Below are 25,529 nucleotides of genomic sequence, written 5' to 3'. Positions count from 1 at the left end.
TCGGCATGCGGGCAAACAGTTCGCGTTGACAAGGCTATCCGAAATACGGTCATCCTTGCCACTGACAAAATGCCTGGCGTGTATGAAGGGTTAGCGACCGATGACGGAGATGAATCTCGGCATGACCGAGCGGCTGAAGCCGATCCACGCGCGCGTCGCGGCCATGGTGCGCGACGAGATCATGCCGCTCGACCATGAATTCCTCAGCGAGGTGGGCAAGGCAGGCGACCGCTGGGTCTACAGTGCGCGCCAGAGCGAGATCCTCGAAGGGCTGAAGAAGACCGCACGAGAGCGCGGCCTGTGGAATTTCTGGCTGACCGGCTCGGAGCGCGGCTACGGCCTTTCCACCGTCGAATACGCCTATCTGGCCGAGGAGATGGGCAAGGCGCATCTCGGCGCCGAGACCTTCAACTGCTCGGCGCCCGACACCGGCAACATGGAGGTGCTGGAGCGGTACGGCTCGGCCGACCACAAGAAAGCATGGCTGGAACCGCTGCTCGATGGCAAGATCCGTTCGGCCTATCTGATGACCGAGCCGGACGTCGCCTCGTCCGACGCCACCAACATTGCCATGCGCTGCGAGCGTCAGGGCGACGACTATGTGCTCAACGGCGAGAAATGGTGGGCCTCTGGCGCCGGCGATCCGCGCTGCGCCATCTACATCGTCATGGTCAGGACCGGCGGCGATGACGAGCCGCAGCACCGCCGTCATTCGATGATCCTGGTGCCATCAGACACGAAAGGCGTGACCAAGGTGCGGGCCATGCAGGTTTATGGCGATGACGACGCGCCGCACGGCCATATGCATCTCCGCTTCGACAATGTGCGCGTACCGGCGTCGAACCTGATCCTGGGCGAGGGCAGGGGGTTCGAGATCGCGCAAGGGCGGCTCGGTCCCGGCCGCATCCACCATTGCATGCGCGCCATCGGGCAGGCCGAGATGGCGCTCGAGATGCTGTGCCAGCGTTCCATGCGCCGCGAGGCCTTCGGCCAGAAGCTGGCAAAGCTCGGCGCCAATTTCGACATCATCGCCGAATGCCGCATGGAGATCGAGATGGCCCGGCTGCTCTGCCTCAAGGCGGCGTGGATGATCGACCATGGCGATGCGCGGGCCGCCGCCCCCTGGATCAGCCAGATCAAGGTGATCGCACCGCGCGTCGCGCTGAGGATCACCGACGAGGCTGTGCAGATGTTCGGCGCGCAAGGCATCAGCCAGGACACGCCGCTGGCGCGGTCGTGGACGCATCTGCGGACCTTGCGCCTTGCCGACGGGCCTGACGCCGTGCATCGCCGTCAGGTGGCGCGCACCGAGCTGAAGAAGTACACGCAGGAAAAGGTCTGAGCGCCGGGATCGTCATCCGGCGACGCCGACGGGTCCAGGCGAGGAGTGTTCCGATGACCGTCCCCTCCGAAATGAAGGCGCTGCTGCTGGTCGGCGACGGCTACACCAGGACGCCGAGCGGCAGCGTGCTGGAGGCGGTGGAGCCCTATCTCGAGCCGGGCAGCATTGCCGTGCCGACACCCGGACCGACACAGGTGCTGATCAAGGTCAGCCTCGCCTCGATCAATCCGTCCGACATCGCCTTCATCAAGGGTCAGTACGGCCAGCCGCGCGCCAAGGGCCAGCCGGCCGGCTTCGAGGGTGTCGGCATCGTCGTCGCCAGCGGCGACGAGCCCTATCCCAAAAGCCTGATCGGCAAGCGCGTCGCCTTTGCCACGGGCGTCACCAACTGGGGCTCATGGGCCGACTATGCCGTCGCTGAAGCTGCTGCATGCATTCCACTGCTCGACACGGTCCGCGACGAGGATGGCGCGGCGATGATCGTCAACCCGCTCACCGCGCTTGCCATGTTCGACATCGTCAAACAGGAAGGCGAAAAGGCCTTCGTCATGACCGCCGGCGCCAGCCAGCTCTGCAAGCTGATCATCGGCCTGGCCAAGGAAGAGGGTTTCCGGCCAATCGTCACCGTGCGGCGTGACGATCAGATCGCTTCGCTGAAAGCGCTTGGCGCGGCGCACGTCCTCAATGAAAAGGCGCCGGATTTCAAGGCGGCATTGCGCGAGGTGATGAAGGCCGAACAGCCGCGCATCTTCCTGGACGCGGTGACCGGGCCACTTGCCTCCGCCATCTTCGACGTCATGCCGAAGCGTTCGCGCTGGATCATCTATGGGCGGCTCGATCCCGAAGCCACCGTTATCCGCGAGCCCGGTCAACTGATCTTCCAGCATAAGCATATCGAAGGTTTTTGGCTGAGCGAGTGGATGCGCCAGTTCCGCGACCGCCGCGGCCCGGCGATCCTGGAAGCGCAGAAGCGTTTTTCCGATGGGCGCTGGTCGACCGACGTGACGGCGGTGGTGCCGCTCGCCGAGGCGATGGCGCGGGTGCCAGCGGAACTGGCCAAGCCTAACGGCAAGGTGTTCATCCGGCCTTAGGCCAATTCGAAAGATTCGAGAAGTTTGGACGCGGGGGGCCTCGGAGGGCTTTGCGGGCAGAGATTGCCGGTTATCCGCCGACGCGGGACCGTCAGGCCGATATCCGCGTCCATCAAGCCCCCTATGCCACGCCGCTGCGTCCGTGATATGCCGCCGCCATCGAATGCCGGGACAGGCTGGACTGAGCCTGTTCCGGGATTGTGTGGGGTGCCTTGATGACGATTTCCAAGCCGGTTTTCGACCGTTTGGGGTTTGGCCTGTGGATCGGAGCGTTCCTGGTTGTTCTTGCCATGGTCCTGTGGTCGCCGTACACGCGGACGGTATGGAAGGCCTATATAGATGGCAGCGAGGCGCTTCTGGCCGGTCTGCCACTCTACGACACCCAATCCGAGATGGGGTATCTCTACGCGCCGGCCTTCGCCGCGCTCTACACTCCAATAGTCAAGCTCGGTCCGCATCTGGGCGGCGTGATGTGGCACTCCCTCGGGTTTGCGGTGCTGACCTATGCCGCGATGCGGCAGGTGCGCAAACTCGGTGGTGACGAGTTGATGTGGCTGCTTTCTTTCGGCCTCTTCCTCGCTTTGCCGATGGCGCTCGGCGCGATCCGCAACGGCCAGGCGACGATCCTTTTGACCGGCGCTTGCTGGCTTCTCACATTGTCGGCGCTGGAGGGCCGACGGGCGGAGACGTTCTTCTGGGCTTCGCTCGCCATCATCGCCAAGCCGACCGCGATCATAATGCTGTTGTTGGTAGGAGCCCTTCGGCTTCGGTTGATGCCGGTGCTGGTGCTGGCGGTGCTGTTCGTGCTCGCACTGCCTTACGCTTTTGCTCCCGCCGGCTATCTCAACGATCAGTATCGTGTCTTCGCCCAGATGTTGACCTCCATGGCCGTCGAGAACACCAGCCATTTCGTGTCCACCGATTTCACGGCACCGTTCACCACGATAGGGCTGCCGATACCGGAATTCGGCGCAACGATCGTGCGCATGGTCATGGCCCTGCTTACGCTTTCAGCCGTCATCTGGTTCGACCGCAGGCTCGAACAGGGAAAGGCGGCGCTGGCGATCTTCCTGACGGCCACCTTCTACATGTGCGTCTTCAACCCGCGCGTCGAACCCAACACCTTTGCCATGATCGCGGTACCAGCCGGTCTTGCCATCGCCCTGTTGTGGCGCGAAGAACGGGGCGGCGTCCTCGCCTCGGTGCTGTCGATGACGCTGTTCGTGACCGGGCTGAGCGGCGTCGAGCGCCATGTGCACGATTTCCTCTTCCCCTGGTTCCGGCCGGTCGCCGTCACTTTCATCGCCGGTTCGCTGATCTGGTGGTTCTGGGCCAAGGCACGGGAAAAGGTGGTGAATGCGGGAGTCGCGAATGGCTGAGCTGCGACAGAGCCTCGATATCGTTGCGCCATTCTTCAACGAGGCGGCATCGGCATCGGCCTTCGCGCGCCTGCTAGGCGAGCTCGAAGCGGCCGTGGCACAGCGCTTCGGCATGACCGTGCACAAGATCCTGGTCGATGACGGCAGCCGTGACGATGGCGCTGGACGATTTTCGCAAGCGCTGACGGGATCGTGGGAGATCGTGCGCCTCAGCCGCAATTTCGGCAAGGAAGTCGCGGTGCTCGCCGGCCTCGACCAGTCGCGCGGCGACATGGTGCTGATCATGGACGCCGACCTCCAGCATTCCCTGGACATCAGCCTGAAGCTGATCGCCGAGCTGGTGGACCATCTGGACATCGACGTCGTCTTTGCGCAGAACGACCGCCGCGAGGCGAGCTGGCGGCGCAGCCAGCTTGCACGGCTTTTCTACAGCCTGATCAACAGCAGCCAGCGTTTCGACATTCCCGAAAATGCCGGCGACTTTCGCGTCATGCGCGGCGCCGTGGCGCGCGCACTGACCAGCCTGCGTGACAAGCGTCGCTTCAACAAGGGCCTGTTTGCCTGGGCCGGCTTTCGCCAGAAGGCGTTGCCCTATTCGCCGGAAGGCCGCGCCAGCGGCACATCGAAATGGAGCCGGCTCAACCTCATCGCCTTCTCGCTGGAGGGGTTCACCTCGTTCTCCGTCATTCCGCTACGCCTGATCAGTCTTAGCGGGCTGCTCGCGGCGGTGGCCGGCGCGCTCTATGGCGCCAAGGTGTTCTTCGAGGTGATCTTCTACGGCATTGCCGTTCCGGGCTACCCCAGCCTGCTGGTTGCCGTCGTTCTGCTCGGCGGCCTCAACCTGACCCTGCTTGGCCTGATCGGCGAATATGTCTGGGTGACGCTCAGCGAGAGCAAGAATCGGCCGGTCTATCTCGTGCGCGATGTCGTGCGCAGCGAGGCCCCCGCCGACCGGCCGGAGTCGGGCACTTCGAACAGATGACGCGGCGCATTCGCCTGATCGCTGACGATTACGGCCTGGCGCCTGGCGTTTCCGCCGGGATTCTCGATCTTCTCGATCGGGGGCGCCTGACCGGCACCAGCTGCATGACCGGCTTTCCCGAGTGGGCAAAGCAGGCAGAGCGCATAAAACCGCTGTGCGGCCGGGCCGCTGTCGGGCTGCACCTCACCTTGACCGACCAGTTGGCCGTCACCGGCCGGTCGGCCCTGGCGCCGGAAGGCCGGCTGCCACCGCTCCGCGCACTGGCCTTGCCTGTTCTGCGCGGCCGCATCGGCGATCGCCATGTCCATGCCGAGCTTGACGCCCAGTACAGCCGCTTCGTCGAGGCGCTTGGCCGCCGCCCCGATTTCGTCGATGGGCACCAGCATGTGCATTTCCTTCCCGTCGTGCGCACATGGCTGCGCACGCGTTTTCCAGAAGGCGCCGACAGGCCGGCCCTGCGCGGCGCCCCGGCGCTGGCCGCGGGAGCGAAAGTCGCCGCGATTGCCGCGCTGGCTGCCGGGTTCAACCGCTCGATGCAGCGCGCGGGCTTCATCGTTTTCCAGCCGCTCGCCGGCATCTATGACTGGCGACAGCCCGAAAAGTTCGCTGCGGTTCTGCAGGCGGCCGTCGAAGGGTTGCCGGAGCGAGGGGTGTTCATGTGTCATCCCGGCCATGTCGACGAGACGCTGCGCGCGCGCGACACCATGCAAGATGTGCGCGAGGTGGAATTCGCGGCCCTCGCATCGGACGAATTCGGCGCTGGTCTGGCCCGCGCCAATGTCGCAATCATGGATGGCAGGGGATGAGCGACGCCGAGCGGCCCCCGCGTTCGACCGGCAACAAGATCGTCCGCTTCGCCATTGTCGGACTGGCGAACACGGCCATCGACCTTGCCAGCTTTTTCCTGCTGCTCAAGCTCGGGGTTCCGCCGGTGCCGGCCAACATCGCTGCCTGGTTCGTCGCCGTCACCTTTTCCTTCGCGGCGAACGGCTTGTGGTCGTTCGAGCGCAATCGAGCCATCCGGCTGCATGATGCGTTCCTTCGTTTCGCCACGCTTGGAGCGCTGATTTCGCTCGGTGTCTCCAGCCTCTCGATCGCGCTATTCGCCGGCATCATCGGGGTGTGGCCGGCGAAAATCGGGGGCGTCGTGGTGGCGGCGGTGCTGAATTTCCTCGCCGCGCGCTGGTCGATCGAAGGCCGGTTCTTGAGATAGGCGGAATTATTTTTCTTACGAAATTCCGGACGAAAAACCGCTACACACTTTCCTGGAATTTCTATTCTGCCGGCTCCACATTGGTGTAGGCGGCTTCCTCCAACTCGCGCTTCAGCCGGGCTTCCTCGTGGGTCTTCGGCGTGACGAAGCGGCCAAGCAGGAGATAGGCGACCGGCGTCAGGAACAGCGTCGAGACGGTGGCCAGCCCCAGGCCGCCGACGATGACCCAGCCGAGCGCGACGCGCGCCTCGGCACCGGCGCCGCTCGCCAGCACCAGCGGCAGGCCGCCGAGCACGGTGCAGATCATCGTCATCATCACCGGCCGCACGCGGATGATCGAGGCCTGTTCGATCGCCTCGCGCACGCCAAGCCCGCGGTCGCGCAACTGGTTGGCGAATTCGACGATCAGGATGCCGTTCTTGGCCATGACGCCGACCAAAAGCACCAGGCCGATCTGGCTGTAGGCGTTGAGACTGGTGCCCGAGAGGAGAAGCGCGAAAATCGCACAGGCCAGCCCGAGCGGCACCGTCGCCATGATGATGACGGCGCTGACAAAACTCTCGAACTGGGCGGCCAACACCAAAAGGATGATGACCAGCGCGAAGCCGAAAATGGTGACCATGGCGCTGTTGGTCTCGCCCAGCGTCGCCGCCTCGGCCAGGGGCAGGATGCGGCTGCCTGGCGGCAGCAGCGGTGTGGCGATTTGCTCGGCGCGGGTGAGCGCGTCGCCAAGCGCGAAGTCGCCGCTGAGGTTGGAGGTGATCGCCACAGAGGGCTGCTGCTGTTCGCGCGACAGCGATGGCGGCACGGCGCGTTCGGTCAGCGTGGCGATGGTCGACATCGGCACGAAACGCCCGTCGGCTGTTTTCAGGAAGATGTTTTCCAGATCCGTCGGATCGTTGATCGGATTGGTGGTCGAGACCAGCTTCACGCCGTAGCTGCGGTCGGCGATGTAGACGTCGACGACATCGTTGCCGTCGAGCATGGCCTGCAAGGTGTTGGCCAGTCCTGATATGTCGATGCCGAGGTCGGAGGCGCGCTCGCGGTCGATGGCCACGGCGAGCTGCGGCTGCGTCGGGTCGATCGACAGGCGCGGTGTCTGGAAGCGCGGGTCCTTCTGCATCTCGGCGATGATCTTCACGGCCGCGTCGCCGAGCGCCTTGCGGTCGTTGCCGACCAGCGCGAATTGCAAGCCGTTGCCGGCGCCACGGATGCCGAGGCTGTTGGGCTGCACCGGGAAGATGCGCACGCTCGGCACCTGCCTGGTCAGCTGGCTGATCTCGGCCATGATCTCCTGCTGGCTGCGGCTGCGCTCGTTCCACGGCGCCAGCGTCATCACCATGAAGCCGGAGTTGTAGGAGCCGTTCTGGCCGGCATTTTCGAAGGTGCTGCGGATCTCGCCGGAATCGCGCATCGGCTGGATCAGTCTCTCGATCTTCTGCATCTGCTGCGTTGTGTAGTCGAGGCTGACGCCTTGCGGGGCGCTGATGCGCAGAAGCACGGCGGCGCGGTCCTCGGTCGGCGTCAGCTCCTGGCGGATGGTGCCGAACAGCGTGAAGGCGGTGCCGGCGAACAGCACCGCGACCAGAAGCACGATCCATGGCGCGTCGAGGCAGGCGTGCAGGCTGCGCTTGTAGGCCGTATTGAGCGCGCCGCCGATGCGGGCGCCGATGCCATGGCCACCTTCGTGGTGGAGCGATGCGCTGGTCAGCATGCGCGAGGCGAGCATCGGGCACAGCGTCAGCGCCACCACGCAGGACAAAAGCACCGACATGGCAAGCACGAAGCCGAATTCGCGGAACAAGCCGCCGGTCTGGCCAGGCAGGAACGAGATCGGCACGAAGACGGCGACCAGCGTCAAGGTGGTGGCAATGACGGCGAAGAACACCTCCTGCGCGCCGAGCACGGCGGCGGCGCGCGGCCCCATGCCTTCGTTGCGCCGTCGCACGATGTTTTCGAGCACGACGATGGCGTCGTCGACGACCAGTCCCGTGGCCAGCACCAGAGCGAGCAAGGTCAGGATGTTGACCGAGAAGCCGGCCAGATAGATGGCGGCGATGGTGCCGATCATGGCGACCGGCATCGACAGGCCGGGGATCAGCGTCGCACGCCAGTCGAGGAGAAACATATAGATGACGATCAGCACCATGGTGACGGACAGGCCGAGCGCGATCTCGACCTCGTGCACCGCCCCCTTGACGAAGACGGCGTCGTCGCTGGTGATCTTGATCGACATGCCCTTGGGCAGGTTTTCCTGCAGCTTGGCGACGGCGGCCTGGACACCGGTCGAGATGTCCAACGTATTCGATTCCGCCTGGCGGATGATGCCGATGCCGATGCCGGTCTTGCCGTCCGAGCGCAGCGTGGTCTGGCCGACGTCGGGGCCGAGCGTGACGGTGGCGACGTCGCGAATGCGCGTCGTGCCGCCGACAATTATGTTTTCGAACTCTTCCGGCGTGGTCACGTCGGCAGTCGTGCGGACGATCAGGTCCTGGTTGGTCGTGGTGATCGAACCGGCCGGCGAATCGAAGGCGACCGAGGCAAGGGCGGCCCTGAGGTCGGCGACCGTGAAGCCGAGGCTGGCCAGCTTGTTCTGGTCGACGTCGATGCGAAAGATCTTGTCGCGGTCGCCATAGACCTGGACGTCGGCAACGCCGGGCACGGCGGCCAGCTCGTCCTCGATCTGGTCCTGGACCACCACGGTCATGTCCTGGATCGACATGTTGTCCGAGGTCACCGCCAGTCGCATCACCGCGTCGGAATTGGCGTCGGCCTTGACGATGCGCGGCGGATCGGCGGTGTCCGGCATCTGGTTGGCGACGCGGCCGACGGCGTCACGCACGTCGGAGGCGGCGACATTCAGATCGACGCCATCATTGAACTCGATGGTGACGCGGCTCGAGCCGAACGAGGAAGACGACGAGATCGACTTGACGCCTGAGACCCGGGCGACGGCGCCCTCGATAGTGTCGGTCAGTTCGCGATCGACGGTCTCGGCCGCCGCGCCCTCGAAGGTGGTGGAAACGGTGACGACCGCGCGATCGACGTCCGGCAGTTCGCGGATCTCGACGCCGTAAAAGGCGGCCAGGCCGGCGACCGCAATCAGTGTGTTGAGCACGAAGGCCATCACCGGCCTGCGGATGAACAGGGCGGTGAAGCCGGTCTCGCTGGCAGTGTTGGCGGGGCTGGTCATGTGCCTGCGGCGGCGTCCGCGGCGCGCTGCTCTTCGCCGGCAAGGCGGACCGCGCCGCCCTCGCTGACGCTCTGGGTGCCCTCTGTGACCACCATGTCGCCATTGTCGATCTCGGCGTCGATCAGCACGGTCTCGGTGTTGCGCTGTACGATGCGCACCGGGACCCGCTTGGCCTTGCCGTCCTCGATCTGCCAGACATAGGCGCCGTCCGACCCCCACAGGATCGCCAGCGGACTGACGGCCGGATAGGTTTGCCCCGGAAATTTCATGATGATGCCGAACGACATGCCGGCGCGCAGCGAATCGGCCGGGTTGGCGATCTTGGCCTTGACCAGCAGGGTGCGGCTCTTTTCATCGATGTGGTTGTCGATGGCCGAAACGGTGCCGCTATAGGCGTTGCTGGGATTGGCGATCGGCGTCGCCGTCAATTGCGCACCGACCTTGACGGCGGCGGCGAAGCGCTCGGGCACCAGGAAGTCGACCAGGATAGAGGACCGGTCGTCGAGCGTGGCGATGGCCGACTGGCTGGTGACATAATTGCCGGCCGAGATCGGTAGGATGCCGACGGTGCCGGCGATCGGCGCCAGAATCGACCGGCGCTGCAGTGCAAGTTCCGCATCCTGAAGCGCCAGCTTAGCGCCCGCCAGCACCACCTCGGCATCAGCCACGGCCACCGGGGTCGCGGCATTGGAGGCACGAAGCGACTTGACGCGGTCAAGCTTGGATTGCGCGTCCTGCAAGGCCAGCTTGGCACGGTCCTGAGAGATCACTTCGGTCTCGGAATCGAGGGTTGCGAGGATCTGTCCCTTATCGACATGGCTGCCGGATTCGACCAGCAGTTCGGCGAGGCGGCCGGAGCTGTAGGGATTGACTGTCACCGAGGCGTTGGCACGGCCGGTGCCGATCGCCTGCAGGCGGTCGTTGATAACAGCCGAAGTGGCCGCCAGGGCAACCACGTTCACCGGCTGGTTGCCGTTGCGGCCGTCTGCCTGCCTCGCGTTCGCGGCGCCGCTTGCAGCCGGGGGCGTTGCCGCGTAGGCCCAGTCGATGCCCCAACGTGCCAGCACGTCCGGCGCGCCGGGATAAAAGCGCAGCCAGGCGGCTGCCGCCACCACCAGCACCACAAGTGCAAAAAGTATCTGTTTCCAGGCGGCCATCGGCACTCCGGTTGGTAAAACAATCCTTCCGTCTACCAGTTTCCCGAAATGAAGCAGACGCAGCGAGGCTATTGTAAGGCAAAGAAGCCGCCTCGATATCGCGTCTTTATGACAATTCTCCGGGGGCTGCGCACATTAAATATATGTAACGTTTGAGAAAATATGCGTAACGCTTTGGATCATCGCACAGGCACTAACGCAGACTTTCCATCTCGCGAATGCGTTTGGCGCCTTCTGCTTCCAGTTGCCTGGTGACGGCGCCGATCAGCGTTTCGGCGACGACGAAAAGGGCAGCCGAAGAGTCCCATGCCGACGGCACCGCGGTTCGTCCGGCGATAACATGACGAGCAAAGCGGGCGATCGGCGACAGCCACTGGTCGGTGAACAGCACGATCTGGACGCCACGCTGATGCGCCTTTTCGGCGAAGCGGAGGAGGCTGTCCTGGTAGCGCCTGATGTCGAAAATCACCAGCACGTCGCGCTTGCCCATGTCGATCAGGCGGTCACGCCACATGCTTTCCTGCCCGGCGAGGTGAAAGACATCCGGCTGGATGATGGCGAGGTGGGCGGCCATGTAGCGCGCCAGCGGATCGGTGAAGCGGCCGCCGATCAGGAAGGTCTTGCCGCGCCGGTCCGCTAGCCGGGCGGCGATGTCGGCAAGCTGCTTGTCGGACAGGTGCCTGAACGTCTCGCGCATATTGTCGAGCGTCGCTTCCAGCATCGGCGACACCGTCCCACCGCCAGGCGAGGGCGGGTTGAGCGTCCTTGTCGCCGGCGATTGCAGTTGCGCCGCCAGTTCGTCCTGCAGGCTCGACTGGAACTCCGGATAGTTCTGAAAGCCCAGCCGGGCGACGAAACGCAGGATTGTCGGTGAGGAGACGCCCGCCGCGGCCGAGAATTCTGCAACAGTTTTCAGGCCGATCATCGGATAGTTGGCGATCAGCGTCTGGGCCGCGCGCCGTTCGCTGGCCGGCATGGTACCGATGCGGTCGGCGATCAATTCGGCAATGCTGGAAATCATGTTGTCCCCACCCCTGGCTCGGTCGACGGACTTTTCCGAGATCGCATTTGACAAAGCCGGACAAACTGTATGAAATCATCCACAGGGACGCAATGAGGCAAAATACGTAACATACGATACAGCGCTCCCCGGGGACGGCAGAGTATGGAGAAAGCACGGCCCGCCAGCCTTGCATCGTCTGATACCGTAAGGGTGACGAACCCCGGCGGATCAAGCCCTTTCGTGCTGACTTGCGATCACGCCTCGAACTTCCTGCCCGCCGAATTCGGCACGCTCGGCCTTGCCGTCGAGGACTTGTCGCGCCACATCGCCTGGGATCCCGGCGCGCTGCCGGTTGCCCGCCGCATGGCGCAGGCGCTCGATGCGACGCTGGTCGAAACCCGCATTTCGCGCCTTGTCATCGACTGCAACCGGCCGCTTGACGCGCCCGACCTGGTGCCGCCGGTCAGCGAGACAACGGCAATACCGGGCAATGCCGGCCTGTCGGAAACTGAGCGCGCGGCGCGTGTCGCGCTGTCATGGCAGCCATTTCATGCCGCCATCGAGCATGTTGTCGACGACAGGCTGGCGCGTGGACAGACGACCCGCCTGGTTTCGGTCCATTCCTTCACGCCGGTATACAAGTCCAAAAACCGGCCCTGGCATATAGGCATCATCCATGACGAGGATCGCCGACTGGCGGCGCCGCTGATATCGGCGCTGAAGCGGCTTGCCGGCGTCACCGTCGGCGTCAACGAGCCGTATTCACCTGATGACCGCGTCTATTTCACGCTGGAACGGCATGCGCGCTCGCGTGGCCTGCCCTGCGCGATGATCGAAATCCGCAACGACGAAATCGCCGGCGAGACCGGGCAGCGGAAATGGGCGGATCTGCTCACGGGCATTTTTTCGGATCTGGAGCCAGAGGAGGCCGGACACACCAGATCGCATTCAGTCGGGAAGTCAGTTCAATCGGCCAGCTAGGGCGGGATGTCATCCCGACCCGAGAACCAACAGGGGACACCAAAATGGCAGCACCGGGTTATACTGAAGTTGACAAGGCGGAGGACGTAAAGGCCCTCCACAGCATGGGCTATGCCCAGGAACTGGAGCGGCGCCTCAGCCGCTTTTCGAATTTCGCCGTTTCCTTCTCGATCATCTGCATCCTGTCGGGCGGCATCAATTCGCTGGCGCAAGGCACCTCCGGCGCTGGCGGCATCGGCATCGGCATCGGCTGGCTGGTCGGTTGCTTCGTCTCGCTGACCTTCGCGGTCGCCATGTCGCAGATCAGCTCGGCCTATCCGACGGCCGGCGGCCTCTACCACTGGGGTTCGATCCTCGGCAACCGCGGCACCGGCTGGGTCACCGCCTGGCTCAATCTGCTCGGCCTGATCACCGTGCTCGGCGCCATCAATGTCGGCACCTGGACGTTCTTCATCGGCGCCTTCGGACCGACGCTCGGCATCGAGGGCACGCTGACCAACCAGATGATCTTCCTGATCATCATCACCGGCGCCCAGGCGCTGATCAACCATCTCGGCATCAAGCTGACGGCCAAGCTGACCGATTTCTCAGGCTATCTGATCTTCTTTGGCGCGATCCTGATTGCCGTCGTCTGCCTGATCTCCGCCGAGACCTGGGATTTCAGCCGTCTCTTCACCTTCCACAATTACTCCGGCGATGCCGGCGGCGGCGTCTGGCCAGCGGTGTCGAATGCCTGGGTGTTCGCGCTCGGTCTGTTGCTGCCGATCTATACGATCACCGGTTATGACGCTTCCGCGCACACCTCGGAGGAAACCATCAAGGCGGCTTCTTCCGTGCCGCGCGCCATGGTCATGTCGGTGATCTGGTCGGCCGTTTTCGGCTACCTGTTCCTGGCTGCCTTCGTGCTGATGATCCCGAACATGGACGATGCCGCCAAGCAGGGCTGGAACGTGTTCTTCTGGGCTTTCGACCAGCGCGTCAGCCCCGGCATCAAGGAGTTCGTCTACCTCGTCGTGTTCATCGCGCAGCTGCTGTGCGGTCTCGCAACCGTGACCTCGGCTTCGCGCATGATCTTCGCCTTCTCGCGTGACGGCGGCCTGCCGGGCTCATCGGCGCTCGCCAAGGTCAGCCCGACCTACCGCACGCCGGTGGCGGCGATCTGGACGGCCTCGATCCTGTCGGTGCTGTTCGTCTGGGGGTCGACGCTGGTTTCGGTCGCCGGCACTTCGGCCTACACCATCGTCGTGTCCTGCACCGTCATCTTCCTGTTCCTGTCCTTCACCGTGCCGATCGTGCTCGGCATGCTGGCCTGGGGCACACCGAAGTGGGACAAGATGGGGCCGTGGAACATGGGGCGCGGCGTCTTCATGCTGTTCGCCTTCCTGTCGATCGTCTCGATGATCCTGATCTTCATCATCGGCATTCAGCCGCCGAACGATTGGGCGCTCTACATCACCGTCGGCTTCTTCATCCTGACGGCGGTCGTCTGGTTCGGCTTTGAGAAGCGTCGCTTCCAGGGCCCGCCGCTCGGCGACATCATCGCGGCGCGTCAGGCGGCCATCAAGGCAGCCGAACAGGCCGTCGGCGAAACCGGCCACTGATATCGACCATCATGGCCATGGCCGGCATCGTGCCGGCCATGGTTTTGTTCAACTCATTCAAAGCCCAAGCGCTGGAGTGCCAAAGGAATGGCCGGAAATTTCTCGTTCGATCAGTTGAAGAAAGCGGTCTCCAGCGGCGAGATCGACACCGTGCTGGCCTGCATCGTCGATATGCAGGGCCGGCTGGCGGGAAAGCGCTTCCTGGCGCAGTACTTCGTCGATTCCGCGCATGACGAAACGCATGGCTGCAACTATCTCCTGGCGGCCGACATCGATATGGAGCCGGTGCCGGGCTACAAGGCGGCAAGCTGGTCGAAAGGTTATGGCGACTTCGTCATGAAGCCGGATCTCGCCACGCTGCGGCGCATTCCCTGGCTGGAAAAGACCGCGCTGGTGATCTGCGACGTGCTCGACCACCACACCCATGACGACCTGCCGCATTCGCCACGCGCCATCCTGAAGAAGCAGGTCAAGCGACTGAGCGAGCGCGGCTATATCGGCTATTTCGCTTCCGAGCTTGAATTCTATCTGTTCAACGAGACCTATGATTCCGCCCGCAAGAAGCACTGGCAGGGTCTCGACACCGCATCGCCCTATATCGGCGACTACCAGATCGGCATCACCACCAAGGAAGAAGGCGTCATGCGCCGGCTTCGCAACGAGATGGAAGCGGCCGGCATCCCGATCGAGAACTCCAAGGGCGAGTGGGGTCCAGGCCAGGAAGAGATCAATGTGCGCTATGCCGAGGCGCTCGACATGGCCGACCGCCACGTCATCCTGAAGAACGGCGCCAAGGAAATCGCCGAGTCCGAGGGCAAGGCGATCTCGTTCATGTCCAAGTATAATTACGGGCTCGCCGGCAATTCCAGCCACATCCACAATTCGCTGTGGAGTGCCGACGGCAAGACGCCGCTGTTCTTCGACAAGACGGCCGACTGGACGCTGTCGACGCTTGGTCAGCAATGGGCCGCCGGGCAGTTGAAATACGCAAAGGAATTCACCTGGTTCCTGGCGCCCTTCATCAACTCCTACAAGCGCTTCCAGGCCGGTACCTTCGCGCCGACCAAGATCATGTGGAGCGAGGACAACCGTACCGCCGGCTTCCGCCTGTGCGGTGAGGGCACCAAGGGCATCCGCATGGAATGCCGCATCGGCGGCGCCGACCTCAACCCGTATCTTGCTTTCGCAGCGCTGATCGCCGCCGGCCTTGCCGGCATCGACGAGAAGCTGGAATTGCAGAAGCCGTTCGTCGGCGATGCCTACCAGGCATCGCGCCTGCCGGAGATCCCGAAGACGCTGCGCGATGCGACCGAGACGCTGGCGAAGTCGAAGATGCTCAAGCAGGCGCTCGGCGAGGATGTGCTCGAACACTATGTCCACACCGCAAAGTGGGAGCAGTTCGAATACGACCGCCGCATTACAGATTGGGAACTGCACAGAGGGTTCGAGCGATATTGACAGTGTTGCGTTTTTCTCACTATGTTGTGATTATGGCAGCACAACATATGGGAGGCAGGATTGCCCCAAGGCAAAGCCAACGTCGACAAGGTATGGTTTGACAGTCAGATGAAGGAGCGCAACCTGACGGTGCGCCGCATGGCCACCCAAATGAACATGCACTACAGCGCCCTGTCGCGGACGCTGAACGGCGAGCGGCGTATGCAAGTTGATGAAATACGCAAGATCGCTGAAATTTTCGGCCAGCCGGAAAGCGAGGTGTTGGTCCACCTGGGCTCTTCGGATGCGAAGGCGGCGGAGCGTCGTCCCGGCTTCATGGAGGGGCAGGTGGATTTCGAGAATGCGTTAGACGTAAACGACACCGTTGGAGAATACATCGTGCCGCCTCGAGGCGGCGATCCGTTGTTTGGATGCATGGCTGGGACGCTCACGCTTCTTCCGGACGTCGATTACACCGCACCCGCGGATCCGGACTGGGGCAAAGTGTATGACGACTGATGGGGTGCTCCTGGACACATGCTTCATACTATGGCTCTCGACGGAACAACCGGTCGCGAGAGCGGCGGTTGAGAGGGTGACAAGCGCGCGGAAAAATGGCGACGTGATCGCCGTTTCCGTCATGTCCGCCTGGGAAATCGGAATGCTGGTTTCTAAAGGCCGGCTTCCGTTCATCAAGTCACCGCTCGCATGGTTTGAACGGTTCGTGCAGGCTGGTGCAACGAGTGTTGAAGGGATCGACAGTGAGCTCTTGGTCGAATCTTCGTTCCTGCCCGGCGTCGTTCACAACGATCCAACAGACCGGATCATCATAGCTACGGCGCGCTCGAAGAATTTGGAAATTATCACCCGCGATCGCGCGATCCTTGCCTATGGCTCGGCTGGCTTCGTCAAAACAGTTCCTTGTTGATTTGGAGACGTTTAATTGGAAACCGTGAAACTCATATCCCCCGTCGATGGTTCGATCTATGCCGAGAGGCCCGTGGCAACGGACCAGGCGATCAACGCCGCGGTGGAGCGCGCCAAGGCGGCGCAGGAGAAGTGGGCCGAGACGCCGATTGTCGAGCGCGGCAAGTACATGCTGGCGATGCTGGAAGCGCTGGTTGCGATGACCGACGAGATCGTGCCGGAGATCGCCTGGCAGATGGGGCGGCCCGTACGCTACGGCGGCGAGTTCGGCGGCGTCAGGGAACGCACCACCTATATGGTCGAGATCGCCGAGCAGGCGCTCAAGTCGGTGCCTGCCTCCAACCCGAAGGACGGCTTCCGCCGCTATGTGAAGAAGGACCCGCTTGGCGTGGTCATGGTGATCGCGCCGTGGAATTATCCCTATCTCACCGCCGTCAACACCATCGTGCCGGCGCTGATGGCCGGCAACACCGTCATCCTCAAGCATGCGGCGCAGACGCTGCTGGTCGGCGAACGCTTCCAGCAGGCCTTCGACAAGATCGGCCTGCCCAAAGGCGTGTTCCAAAATGTCGTGCTCAATCACGCCCAGACCGAAAGGCTGCTCGGCTCGGGCAAGATCGACCATGTCAATTTCACCGGTTCGGTCGGCGGCGGCCGCGCCATCGAAAAGGCGGCGGCGGGCACCTTCATGACGCTCGGCCTGGAGCTTGGCGGCAAGGATCCAGCCTATGTCCTGCCGGACGCCAAGATGGATCATGCGGTCGCCAATCTGGTCGACGGCGCCTTCTACAATTCCGGCCAGTGCTGCTGCGGCATCGAGCGCGTCTATGTGCACGAGAAGGTCTATGACGAATTCGTCGAAGGCTTCATCGCCGAGACGAAGAACTATGTCGTCGGCAATCCGCTGGAACAGGCGACGACGATGGGGCCGATGGCGCAGGCGCGCTTCGCCGACCTGATCCGCGAACAGAAGGCCGAGGCACTGCGCAAGGGCGCCGTGGCGCACACCGACATGAAGGTTGCTGACGACAAGGCCGGCTCGCCCTACCTGGCGCCGGAAGTGCTGACCAATGTCGACCATCAGATGAGCGTCATGCGCGAGGAAAGCTTTGGCCCGATCGTCGGCATCATGAAGGTGCGCAACGACGAAGAAGCGATCGCGCTGATGAACGACAGTCCCTACGGGCTGACCGCTTCGATCTGGACGCGCGATACCGAGCATGCGGTGGCGATCGGCAACCGCGTCGAAACCGGCACGGTGTTCATGAACCGCTGCGACTATCTTGACCCGGCCTTGGTCTGGACCGGGGTCAAGGACACCGGCAAGGGTGCGGGCTTGTCGGCCATCGGCTATGACAATCTCACCAGGCCGAAATCATTCCATCTGCGCGAAGCCATCTGAGCACCGACGCTAAGCCGCCCAAGGAGGAGAAATGTCTGAGACACAGCCGTCCCTACCATCGGCCCGTCAGAGGCCGGAGGGTATTGGCGGCTACCTCATCGTGCCGATGCTTGGCCTCTTTTTCATGCCTCTGGCTGGCCTGGTTGCGTTCGGGCACCATATCGGCCTGTCCGAGTATTTTAGCCTACTAACCGGTCCGCAGAAGGCCTTCGTCATGGCGGAGATTTTTGGATACCTGGCGATCGCCGTCGCCTGCCCGCTTGGGCTACTTATTCTGCTGTTTGGCAAGAAGCGGGCCTTTCCGCGCCTTTACATCGTCTGGGCCGCCGTCTGTCCTGTCTCTATCCTGGTCGATCTTGCCGCCGCAAAAATCCTGCTTGGTGATATCTTCGAAGCGCAAGGCTTGGCTTTGTTCGGTGGGGAGACGGCAAGGAGTATTCAAGGCTCGATCGTGTATTTCGTGATCTGGATTCTATACATGCAGAAGTCCCTGCGCGTTCAAAATACCTTCACCCAATAGCCTGCCATCAACCATTGTTCTGAAATCGAGAAAAAATGTCCAAGCTGATCTCCAAATGGAACTACCCCACCACCGTCCGCTTCGGCGCCGGGCGCATCAAGGAATTGCCTGAGGTGCTGGCGGCCACCGGCATCAAGCGGCCGTTGTTCGTCACCGATCCTGGTCTGGCGAAACTGCCGGTCGTCGCCTCGACCCTGAAGATCCTCGACCATGCGAAGGTTCCGTACGGCGTCTTCTCCGAGGTCAGGCCGAACCCGGTCGAATCCAACCTGACCGCCGGCATCGCCGTGTTCAAGAAGGGCAAGCATGACGGCGTCATCGCCTTCGGCGGCGGCTCGGCGCTCGATCTCGGCAAGCTGATCGCCTTCCAGGCCGGGCAGACCAGGTCGGTGTGGGACTTCGAGGATGTCGACGACTGGTGGACGCGCGCCAATTCGGATGCCATCGCGCCGATCATCGCCGTGCCCACCACCGCCGGGACCGGATCGGAGGTCGGCCGCGCCGGTGTCATCACCAATGAGGCCACGCACACCAAGAAGGTCATCTTCCATCCCAAATTGTTGCCGGCTATCGTCATTGCCGATCCGGAGCTTTCGGTCGGCATGCCGGGCTTCATCACCGCCGGTACCGGCATGGATGCGCTGGCCCATTGCCTCGAAGCCTATTGCGCGCCCGGCTACCATCCGATGGCCGACGGCATCGCCGTCGAAGGTGTGAGGTTGGTCTTCGAGAACCTGCCGAAGGCCTATGCCAACGGCAAGGATCTCGTCGCCCGCGCGCATATGATGAGCGCCGCCGCGATGGGAGCCACCGCCTTCCAGAAGGGCCTCGGCGCCATCCATTCGCTGTCGCATCCGGTCGGTGCGCTCTACGACACTCATCACGGGATGACCAATGCGGTGTTCATGCCGTATGTGCTCGCCTTCAACCGTGACTCCATCGAGGAGCGTATCGGCCGGCTCGCCGCCTATTGCGGCATCAAGGGAGGCTTCGACGGCTTCGCCAAAGCCATCATCAAGCTTCGCAAGGAACTGAAGGTGCCGCATGCACTGCCCGGCCTTATCAAGGGGCTCGACATGGACAAGAAGCGTAAGACGCTGATCGCCGATATGGCGGTGGTAGATCCGACTGCCGGCGGCAACCCGGTCAAGCTGACCAAAAAGGCGGCGCTGACCTTGCTCGAAAACGCCATCGCCGGCACGGTCTGAGGCGTTTTCCGCACGCAAAGTGATCTGAAAAGGGGCTATGAAAACAAAGGGGGAGGATGACGGGCAAGGCAGAAATTAATTAGCCGGAAAAAGAATCCCGAAGCGATTGCTACATCAGGTTAAAAAGAGTTTACTTTTTCGCACTGCGAGCAGCCGCTTTCACAAAGCTTTCATCTGGCTGTCACATGAAAACGATACCGCATCGCAGGCGTCCAACGGCGTCAGTTCAACGGAGAGAACACATGTTCAAATTCACGGGGAAAGTGCTTTCCCTTTCGGCCGCGGCGCTTTTCGCGTCGACGGTGATTTCGTCCGCGGATTCGCTGGACGATCTCGTCAAGGCCGCCAAGGCGGAAGGCCAGCTCACCACCATCGCGCTGCCGCATGACTGGTGCGGTTACGGCGACGTCATCGCCGGCTTCAAGGCGAAGTATCCGGAAATCACCGTCAACGAACTCAATCCCGATGCCGGTTCCGGCGACGAGATCGAGGCGATCAAGGCCAACAAAGACAACAAGGGCCCGCAGGCGCCTGACGTCATCGACGTCGGCCTGTCCTTCGGTCCGACCGCCAAGGCCGATGGCCTGATCCAGCCCTACAAGGTGTCTACCTGGGACTCGATCCCCGACAGCGCCAAGGATGCCGAAGGCTTCTGGACCGGTGACTATTACGGCGTGCTTTCCTTCCAGGTGAACAAGGACCTCGTCAAGGAAGCTCCGGCCGACTGGGCCGACCTGCTGAAGCCGGAATTCGCCAACTCGGTAGCCCTTGCCGGTGATCCGCGTGCCTCGAACCAGGCGATCCAGGCGGTTTATGCCGCCGGCCTGTCGTCAGGCGCCGCCGCCGGTGAGGCTGCCGGCACCGCGGGCCTCGACTTCTTCAAGAAGCTCAATGCCGCCGGCAATTTCGTGCCGGTCATCGGAAAGGCCGCGACGCTCGCCCAGGGCCAGACCCCGATCCTCGTCACCTGGGACTACAACGCGCTCGCCGGCCGCGACACGCTGAAGGGCAATCCGCCCGTCGACGTCGTCGTGCCGAAGACCGGTGTTGTCGCCGGTGTCTATGTGCAGGCGATCAGCGCCTACGCGCCGCATCCGAATGCAGCCAAACTCTGGCTCGAATACCTCTACTCGGACGAAGGCCAGATCGGCTGGCTGAAAGGCTATTGCCACCCGATCCGCTTCAACGATCTCGCCAAGAACGGCAAGATCCCGGCTGACATCCTCGCCAAGCTGCCGCCGGCCGAAGCCTATGCTTCCGCCGTGTTCCCGACGCTTGACGAGCAGGGCAAGTCCAAGGAAGCCATCACCAAGAACTGGGATGCCGTCGTCGGCGCCAACGTCAAGTAACTCACACCATGCCGGGCGGCCTCGCGGCCGCCCGGTCCTTCTCTCGAAGACGGTAGCCGGCGCATGACCGATATCTCATTGTCCGACCACGCTGTTACCGGGAAGACCGCGCCTCCCGCCGAGGCACGCAGCATGCGGCTGCCGACCCAGTGGCTTGGCGTTGCACCGTTCTTCATCTTCGCCATCATGTTCCTCATCCTGCCCACGCTCTATCTGATGCTGGGTGCATTCCAGAACGATGCCGGCGAATTCACTCTCGAAAACATCGCAGCGCTGGCGCAACCGTCCATCGTTGCCGCCTACTGGATTTCTATCAAGATCAGTCTTGCTTCATCGCTGATTGGCGCATTCGCGGGCCTGGCGATTGCCATTGCCATCGTGCGTGGTGGCCTGCCGGACTGGATACGTTCGGCGACACTGACGTTTTCCGGCGTGGCCTCCAATTTTGCCGGCGTGCCGCTGGCCTTTGCCTTCCTCGCCACGCTCGGCCGCCTCGGCCTTGCGACGGTGATCCTGAACACCGTGTTCGGCCTTAACATCTATGCGCATGGCTTCAACATCCTGTCATTCTGGGGCCTGACACTGACCTATGTCTATTTCCAGATACCGCTGATGGTGGTGATCATCGTGCCAGCCATCGACGGGCTGAAGAAGGAATGGGGCGAGGCCGCCGCGACGCTGGGCGCGACGATGTCGCAGTACTGGCGCATGGTGGTCATTCCGGTGATCTGGCCGAGTTTCCTCGGCACCGTGATCCTGTTGTTCGCCAACGCCTTCGGCGCCATCGCCACCGCCTATGCGCTGACCGGCTCGTCGCTCAACATCGTGCCGATCCTGCTTTATGCACAGATCCGTGGAGATGTGCTGCACAATGCCCATCTCGGCTATGCCATCGCCTTCGGCATGATCGTCATCACCGGTCTTGCCAATGTGTTCTACATCTGGTTCCGGACCCGTTCCGAGAGGTGGCTGAAATGAAGTCAGGAAAGTTCTGGGCCTGGCTCGTCTTCGCTCTTGGCGCGGCCTACTTTTTCATTCCGCTGATCGCGACCGTGGAGTTCTCGATGCGCATGCGGCGCGGAGAGTACTCCTTCGACGCCTACAAGGTCGTTTTGGGCGATGCCCGTTTCCAGGCCACCTTCGGCTATTCGGTACTGGCCGCCGTCTTCACCATCATTCTCGGTGTGCTCATAGTGGTGCCCGCCGCCTACTGGATCCGGCTTCGCCTGCCGCAGTTGCGGCCGATCGTCGAGTTCATCACGCTGCTGCCGCTGGTCATCCCGGCCATCGTCATCGTCTTCGGCTACATCAGAATGTACGGGTCGAATTCGCCGCTGCCGTTCCTGGCGACCGATACAGGCACCAATGCCTTGCTGGTCATCGGCTATGCGACACTGGCGCTGCCTTATATGTATCGCGCCGTCGACACCGGGCTTCGCACAATCGACGTGCGCACCTTGACGGAAGCGGCACAGATCCTTGGGGCTGGCTGGGGCACCATCATCACCCGTGTCATCCTGCCCAATGTGCTGATCGCGGTGCTTTCGGGCGCCTTCCTCACCTTCGCTATCGTCATTGGCGAGTTCACCATGGCCAGCCTGCTCAACCGGCCCGCCTTCGGCCCGTATCTGCAGAACATCGGCGCCAACCGCGCCTATGAGCCGGCGGCACTCGCCATCATCGCCTTCGCCATCACCTGGGGCTGCATGTCGCTGATCCAGATCCTGTCCCGCTTCGCGCCGAGATCGGCGAACCGTCCCAATTGATCGAAAAGTACTGATCGAAAGAACAACGCCATGGCCGACCCATTCCTCTCCATCCAGCACGTTCGAAAATCCTTCGGCGCCACCACGGTGGTGGAGGATTTCAATCTCGACGTCGAGCGTGGTGAGTTCGTTTCGTTCCTCGGTCCGTCCGGTTGCGGCAAGACTACCGTGTTGCGCATGGTCGCCGGTTTCGAGGAGCCGAGCGCGGGCACGATCGTCGTCGGCGGCAAGGACATTACGCGGCTGAAGCCCAACCAGCGCAATGTCGGCATGGTGTTCCAGGCCTATGCGCTGTTCCCGAACCTGACCGTGGCGCAGAACATCGGCTTCGGCCTGAAGGTCGCCGGCATGCCCAGGGCGGACATCGATGCTCGTGTCGCCGAGATGCTCGGCATCATCAAGCTGCCGCAGATGGCCGATCGCTATCCCTACCAGCTTTCGGGCGGTCAGCAGCAGCGCATCGCATTGGCCCGCGCCATCGCCCCGAAGCCGAAGCTGCTGCTGCTCGACGAACCGCTGTCGGCGCTCGATGCCAAGGTGCGCGTGTCGCTGCGCGAGGAAATCCGCTCGATCCAGAAGAAGCTCGGCATCACAACCATTTTCGTGACGCACGACCAGGAAGAGGCGCTGTCGATCTCGGATCGCATCGCCGTCATGTATGGCGGCAAGGCTGAGCAGGTCGGCACGCCGTTCGAGATCTACAACCGCCCGGCGACCAAGTTCGTCGCCAATTTCGTCGGCACACTGAACGTGCTGGAAGGCACTGTCACCGACGCCGCTGCAGGAACGGTGCGGGTCAATTCCGAACAGGTCTCGCTCAAGGGCAAGCTCAATGGTTCCAAGTCAGGCGACACGCTGTCGCTGGCGCTGCGTCCGGAAGCGATTTCGCTGGGCCGTCAGCCCGGCCGCGACTCCAGCCTGTCCGGAGAAATCTCCGAAGTGCATTTTCTCGGCTCGGTCATCCGGGTTCGCGTCGGCATCGGTGGCAACACGGTCTCGCTCGACACCTTCAACAGCCCGGCAACCCCGCCCCCCGCAGTCGGTGAAAAGGCCGAAATCTCGTTTTCGTCGAGCGACATGCTGGTGCTTCACTAGGCTGATGCGCTTGTTCAAAATGAATGGCTGCATCCCGGTCTGCGAAGACGGGAGGATGCTTCCGTCCGCGTGGCATGGGCTGCAATGCAGGGAAGTCCGTGTTTAAGCGAGCCCTCTATCGGTGATTTCGATGTCAGTGCGGTCGGCGCATTTGTCGAATTAGCAGAAAGGCAATTCGAGGCATATCCTGCCGGCCCGAGCGTGCTGGCCAATCAACAGTTTCCAGCCGCTTTGCCACTGCCAGCGTCTCGCTTCCCGGCTATAACAGGCCATGGCGCTTTTCGAACTGACACTCGTTCTGCTGTTGATCGCCGTTGCGCTGACGGCGCTGTCGCGGCGCGTGCAGGTTCCCTATCCCTCTTTGCTGGCGCTGGCAGGGGTGGCCATCGCCTTCGTGCCTGGCGTCCCGACCATAGAGATCGATCCGGAACTGGCGCTAGCCCTGTTCATCGCGCCGGTGCTGCTCGATGCCGCCTATGATACCTCGCTGCGCGATCTCAACCGCTACAGGGTGCCGCTTGTGCTGCTGGCGCTTGGCGCCGTCCTTTTCACGACAGCGACGGTTGCGCTGGCCGGCTGGGCGATGGCAGGCCTGCCGATCGCCGCAGCCATAGCGCTTGGCGCCATCGTGGCGCCGCCCGATGCGGTTGCGGCATCGGCCGTGCTTGGCCAGTTCAAGGTGCCGCACCGCATCACTGCCATTCTGCAGGGCGAGAGCCTGCTCAACGACGCCACCGCGTTGCTGATTTACCGGATGGCGATTTCGGCGGCAGCAGGTTCCATTCTGCTGAGCAGCGCCGTTCCGATGATCCTGCTGTCCACGCTCGGCAGTCTTGCGGCCGGCTACCTGCTTGGCCGGGTGTCTCTGATAACGCTGGGCCGGATCGAGGACCCGGCGAGCGGCACCGTGGTGCAATTTGCCGGCACATTCGGGGTCTGGATCCTGGCCGACAGGATCGGACTGTCGGCCATCATCACCATAGTCGTCTATGCCATGACGATCGCCCGCACCGCGCCGCGCCGCATGCCGGCCAGAAACCGCATCAGCTCTTATTCGGTCTGGGAAACGGCGGTGTTCGTGCTCAATGTCCTGGCTTTCGTGCTGATGGGCCTGCAGGCGCGTACGATCGTCGGCCGGCTTGCCGGGCAGGGGCAGACCGATGCGTTCGTCCTGGCCGGGACAGTGCTTGCCATCGTCATCGTCTCACGCCTCATCTGGGTGCTGGGGTGCGGCGCGATCATCAGGTGGTTTGACCGTTCCGGCGGAGCTGATCGTCAGCGTGACGCTCCGTCGTTTCGGGGCGGCGTGCTGATCGGCTGGTGCGGGATGCGCGGTTTGGTGACGCTTGCGGCGGCATTCGCCCTGCCGGCTGAATTCCCGGCCCGCGACCCGATCGTGCTCGCTGCCTTCACGGTCGTGCTCGGCACGCTGGTGCTGCAAGGCATGAGCCTGAAGCCGCTGCTGCGCCTGCTAAATCTCGACCCTGACGAAACGGTCGACCGCGAGGTTGCGCAGGCACGCGTCGTGGTCATGCAGGCCGCGCTCGACATACTGGGCGGCAAGACATCGGACGCGGCGGCCGCGGTGCGCGAGCAATATGCCGCTCAACGCAAGATCGCCAAAAATCCCGACGATGCCCAGGCAGCGACCGAATATGACCGCTTGCGTCTTTATGCGATCAAGAGCCAGCGCGACGCGCTGGAGGAATTGCGCCGCAACGGGACGATTGGCGACGAAGCCTATCATCGCCTTGAGGAAGAGATCGACTGGACCGAACTGGCGGCGTCGCCACCCGGCCGGTTCCAGCCGCTGAATACATAAGGCATCGCACGCCGTTTTCCGGCGCACGGAAGATACCGAAGTGCTTCGGGATCGGTGCATG

At 62.9% G+C, this 25,529-nt stretch carries 22 protein-coding genes; 19 read left to right on the top strand and 3 right to left on the bottom strand.

Going from position 1 to position 25,529, the window contains the following annotated elements:
* The first annotated feature begins 100 nt into the window (after positions 1-100).
* The 6 genes from NKH52_RS03165 to NKH52_RS03140 all read left to right on the top strand — a co-directional run bounded on the left by NKH52_RS03165 (position 101) and on the right by NKH52_RS03140 (position 6,007).
* On the top strand, positions 101-1,342 hold the full coding sequence (locus NKH52_RS03165; RefSeq protein ID WP_352728281.1) for an acyl-CoA dehydrogenase family protein: 1,242 nt from the start codon (positions 101-103) through the stop codon (positions 1,340-1,342).
* A 53-nt stretch (positions 1,343-1,395) separates the two neighbouring features.
* Positions 1,396-2,433, top strand: coding sequence for a zinc-binding dehydrogenase (locus NKH52_RS03160; RefSeq protein WP_352728283.1), 1,038 nt, complete (start codon positions 1,396-1,398; stop codon positions 2,431-2,433).
* Between the two features lie 215 nt (positions 2,434-2,648).
* Positions 2,649-3,812 (top strand): glycosyltransferase 87 family protein, encoded by a 1,164-nt coding sequence (locus tag NKH52_RS03155; RefSeq protein WP_352728285.1) that lies wholly within the window; start codon positions 2,649-2,651, stop codon positions 3,810-3,812.
* Positions 3,805-4,794, top strand: a complete 990-nt coding sequence (locus NKH52_RS03150; protein ID WP_352728287.1) for a glycosyltransferase family 2 protein — start codon at positions 3,805-3,807, stop codon at positions 4,792-4,794. Before NKH52_RS03155 ends, NKH52_RS03150 begins: the two co-directional genes overlap by 8 nt.
* Complete coding sequence (locus NKH52_RS03145) at positions 4,791-5,600, top strand: ChbG/HpnK family deacetylase (RefSeq protein ID WP_352728289.1); 810 nt, start codon at positions 4,791-4,793, stop codon at positions 5,598-5,600. Before NKH52_RS03150 ends, NKH52_RS03145 begins: the two co-directional genes overlap by 4 nt.
* A complete protein-coding gene (locus NKH52_RS03140; protein ID WP_352728291.1) occupies positions 5,597-6,007 on the top strand; it encodes a GtrA family protein in 411 nt (136 codons plus the stop codon). The genes NKH52_RS03145 and NKH52_RS03140 overlap by 4 nt, the downstream gene beginning before the upstream one ends.
* Before the next feature lie 61 nt (positions 6,008-6,068).
* Here NKH52_RS03140 and NKH52_RS03135 read toward each other — a convergent pair whose 3' ends face one another.
* The 3 genes from NKH52_RS03135 to NKH52_RS03125 form a co-directional block, all read right to left on the bottom strand.
* Positions 6,069-9,200, bottom strand: a complete 3,132-nt coding sequence (locus NKH52_RS03135) for an efflux RND transporter permease subunit (protein ID WP_352728293.1) — start codon at positions 9,198-9,200, stop codon at positions 6,069-6,071.
* Complete coding sequence (locus NKH52_RS03130; protein ID WP_352728295.1) at positions 9,197-10,357, bottom strand: efflux RND transporter periplasmic adaptor subunit; 1,161 nt, start codon at positions 10,355-10,357, stop codon at positions 9,197-9,199. The genes NKH52_RS03135 and NKH52_RS03130 overlap by 4 nt, the downstream gene beginning before the upstream one ends.
* 193 nt (positions 10,358-10,550) lie before the next feature.
* Positions 10,551-11,378 carry a MurR/RpiR family transcriptional regulator gene (locus NKH52_RS03125; protein ID WP_127259943.1) on the bottom strand — a complete coding sequence of 276 codons (828 nt, stop codon included), beginning with the start codon at positions 11,376-11,378 and terminating at the stop codon, positions 10,551-10,553.
* A 144-nt stretch (positions 11,379-11,522) separates the two neighbouring features.
* Between NKH52_RS03125 and NKH52_RS03120 the strand changes: the two genes are divergently transcribed.
* The 13 genes from NKH52_RS03120 to NKH52_RS03060 all read left to right on the top strand — a co-directional run bounded on the left by NKH52_RS03120 (position 11,523) and on the right by NKH52_RS03060 (position 25,468).
* Entirely contained in the window at positions 11,523-12,341 is an 819-nt protein-coding gene (locus NKH52_RS03120) for an N-formylglutamate amidohydrolase (protein WP_352728296.1), read from the top strand.
* A 44-nt stretch (positions 12,342-12,385) separates the two neighbouring features.
* Complete coding sequence (locus tag NKH52_RS03115) at positions 12,386-13,942, top strand: amino acid permease (protein ID WP_352728298.1); 1,557 nt, start codon at positions 12,386-12,388, stop codon at positions 13,940-13,942.
* 87 nt (positions 13,943-14,029) lie between these two features.
* Complete coding sequence (locus NKH52_RS03110) at positions 14,030-15,400, top strand: glutamine synthetase family protein (RefSeq protein ID WP_352728300.1); 1,371 nt, start codon at positions 14,030-14,032, stop codon at positions 15,398-15,400.
* 60 nt (positions 15,401-15,460) lie between these two features.
* Positions 15,461-15,898: a helix-turn-helix domain-containing protein gene (locus NKH52_RS03105; protein WP_352728302.1), complete on the top strand. Its 438-nt coding sequence runs from the start codon at positions 15,461-15,463 to the stop codon at positions 15,896-15,898.
* Entirely contained in the window at positions 15,888-16,307 is a 420-nt protein-coding gene (locus NKH52_RS03100; RefSeq protein ID WP_127290580.1) for a type II toxin-antitoxin system VapC family toxin, read from the top strand. The genes NKH52_RS03105 and NKH52_RS03100 overlap by 11 nt, the downstream gene beginning before the upstream one ends.
* A gap of 15 nt (positions 16,308-16,322) precedes the next feature.
* A complete protein-coding gene (locus tag NKH52_RS03095; RefSeq protein WP_352728304.1) occupies positions 16,323-17,708 on the top strand; it encodes an aldehyde dehydrogenase family protein in 1,386 nt (461 codons plus the stop codon).
* Positions 17,709-17,739: 31 nt separating this feature from the next.
* The gene (locus tag NKH52_RS03090; RefSeq protein WP_352728306.1) at positions 17,740-18,228 is read left to right on the top strand and encodes a DUF2569 family protein; all 489 of its coding nucleotides are present in this window, start codon (positions 17,740-17,742) and stop codon (positions 18,226-18,228) included.
* Positions 18,229-18,263: 35 nt separating this feature from the next.
* A complete protein-coding gene (locus NKH52_RS03085; protein ID WP_352728308.1) occupies positions 18,264-19,436 on the top strand; it encodes an iron-containing alcohol dehydrogenase in 1,173 nt (390 codons plus the stop codon).
* 242 nt (positions 19,437-19,678) lie between these two features.
* Positions 19,679-20,785, top strand: a complete 1,107-nt coding sequence (locus NKH52_RS03080; protein ID WP_127290572.1) for an ABC transporter substrate-binding protein — start codon at positions 19,679-19,681, stop codon at positions 20,783-20,785.
* Between the two features lie 63 nt (positions 20,786-20,848).
* Positions 20,849-21,763 carry an ABC transporter permease gene (locus NKH52_RS03075; RefSeq protein WP_023810098.1) on the top strand — a complete coding sequence of 305 codons (915 nt, stop codon included), beginning with the start codon at positions 20,849-20,851 and terminating at the stop codon, positions 21,761-21,763.
* On the top strand, positions 21,760-22,551 hold the full coding sequence (locus tag NKH52_RS03070; RefSeq protein ID WP_023759707.1) for an ABC transporter permease: 792 nt from the start codon (positions 21,760-21,762) through the stop codon (positions 22,549-22,551). Before NKH52_RS03075 ends, NKH52_RS03070 begins: the two co-directional genes overlap by 4 nt.
* A gap of 30 nt (positions 22,552-22,581) precedes the next feature.
* Positions 22,582-23,646 carry an ABC transporter ATP-binding protein gene (locus NKH52_RS03065; protein ID WP_023810097.1) on the top strand — a complete coding sequence of 355 codons (1,065 nt, stop codon included), beginning with the start codon at positions 22,582-22,584 and terminating at the stop codon, positions 23,644-23,646.
* A gap of 271 nt (positions 23,647-23,917) precedes the next feature.
* A complete protein-coding gene (locus NKH52_RS03060; protein ID WP_023810096.1) occupies positions 23,918-25,468 on the top strand; it encodes a cation:proton antiporter in 1,551 nt (516 codons plus the stop codon).
* The last annotated feature ends 61 nt before the right edge of the window (positions 25,469-25,529 follow it).

This window comes from Mesorhizobium sp. M1066 (assembly GCF_040318635.1).
Lineage (GTDB): Bacteria > Pseudomonadota > Alphaproteobacteria > Rhizobiales > Rhizobiaceae > Mesorhizobium.
This window is presented reverse-complemented; position numbering and strand designations above follow the sequence as displayed.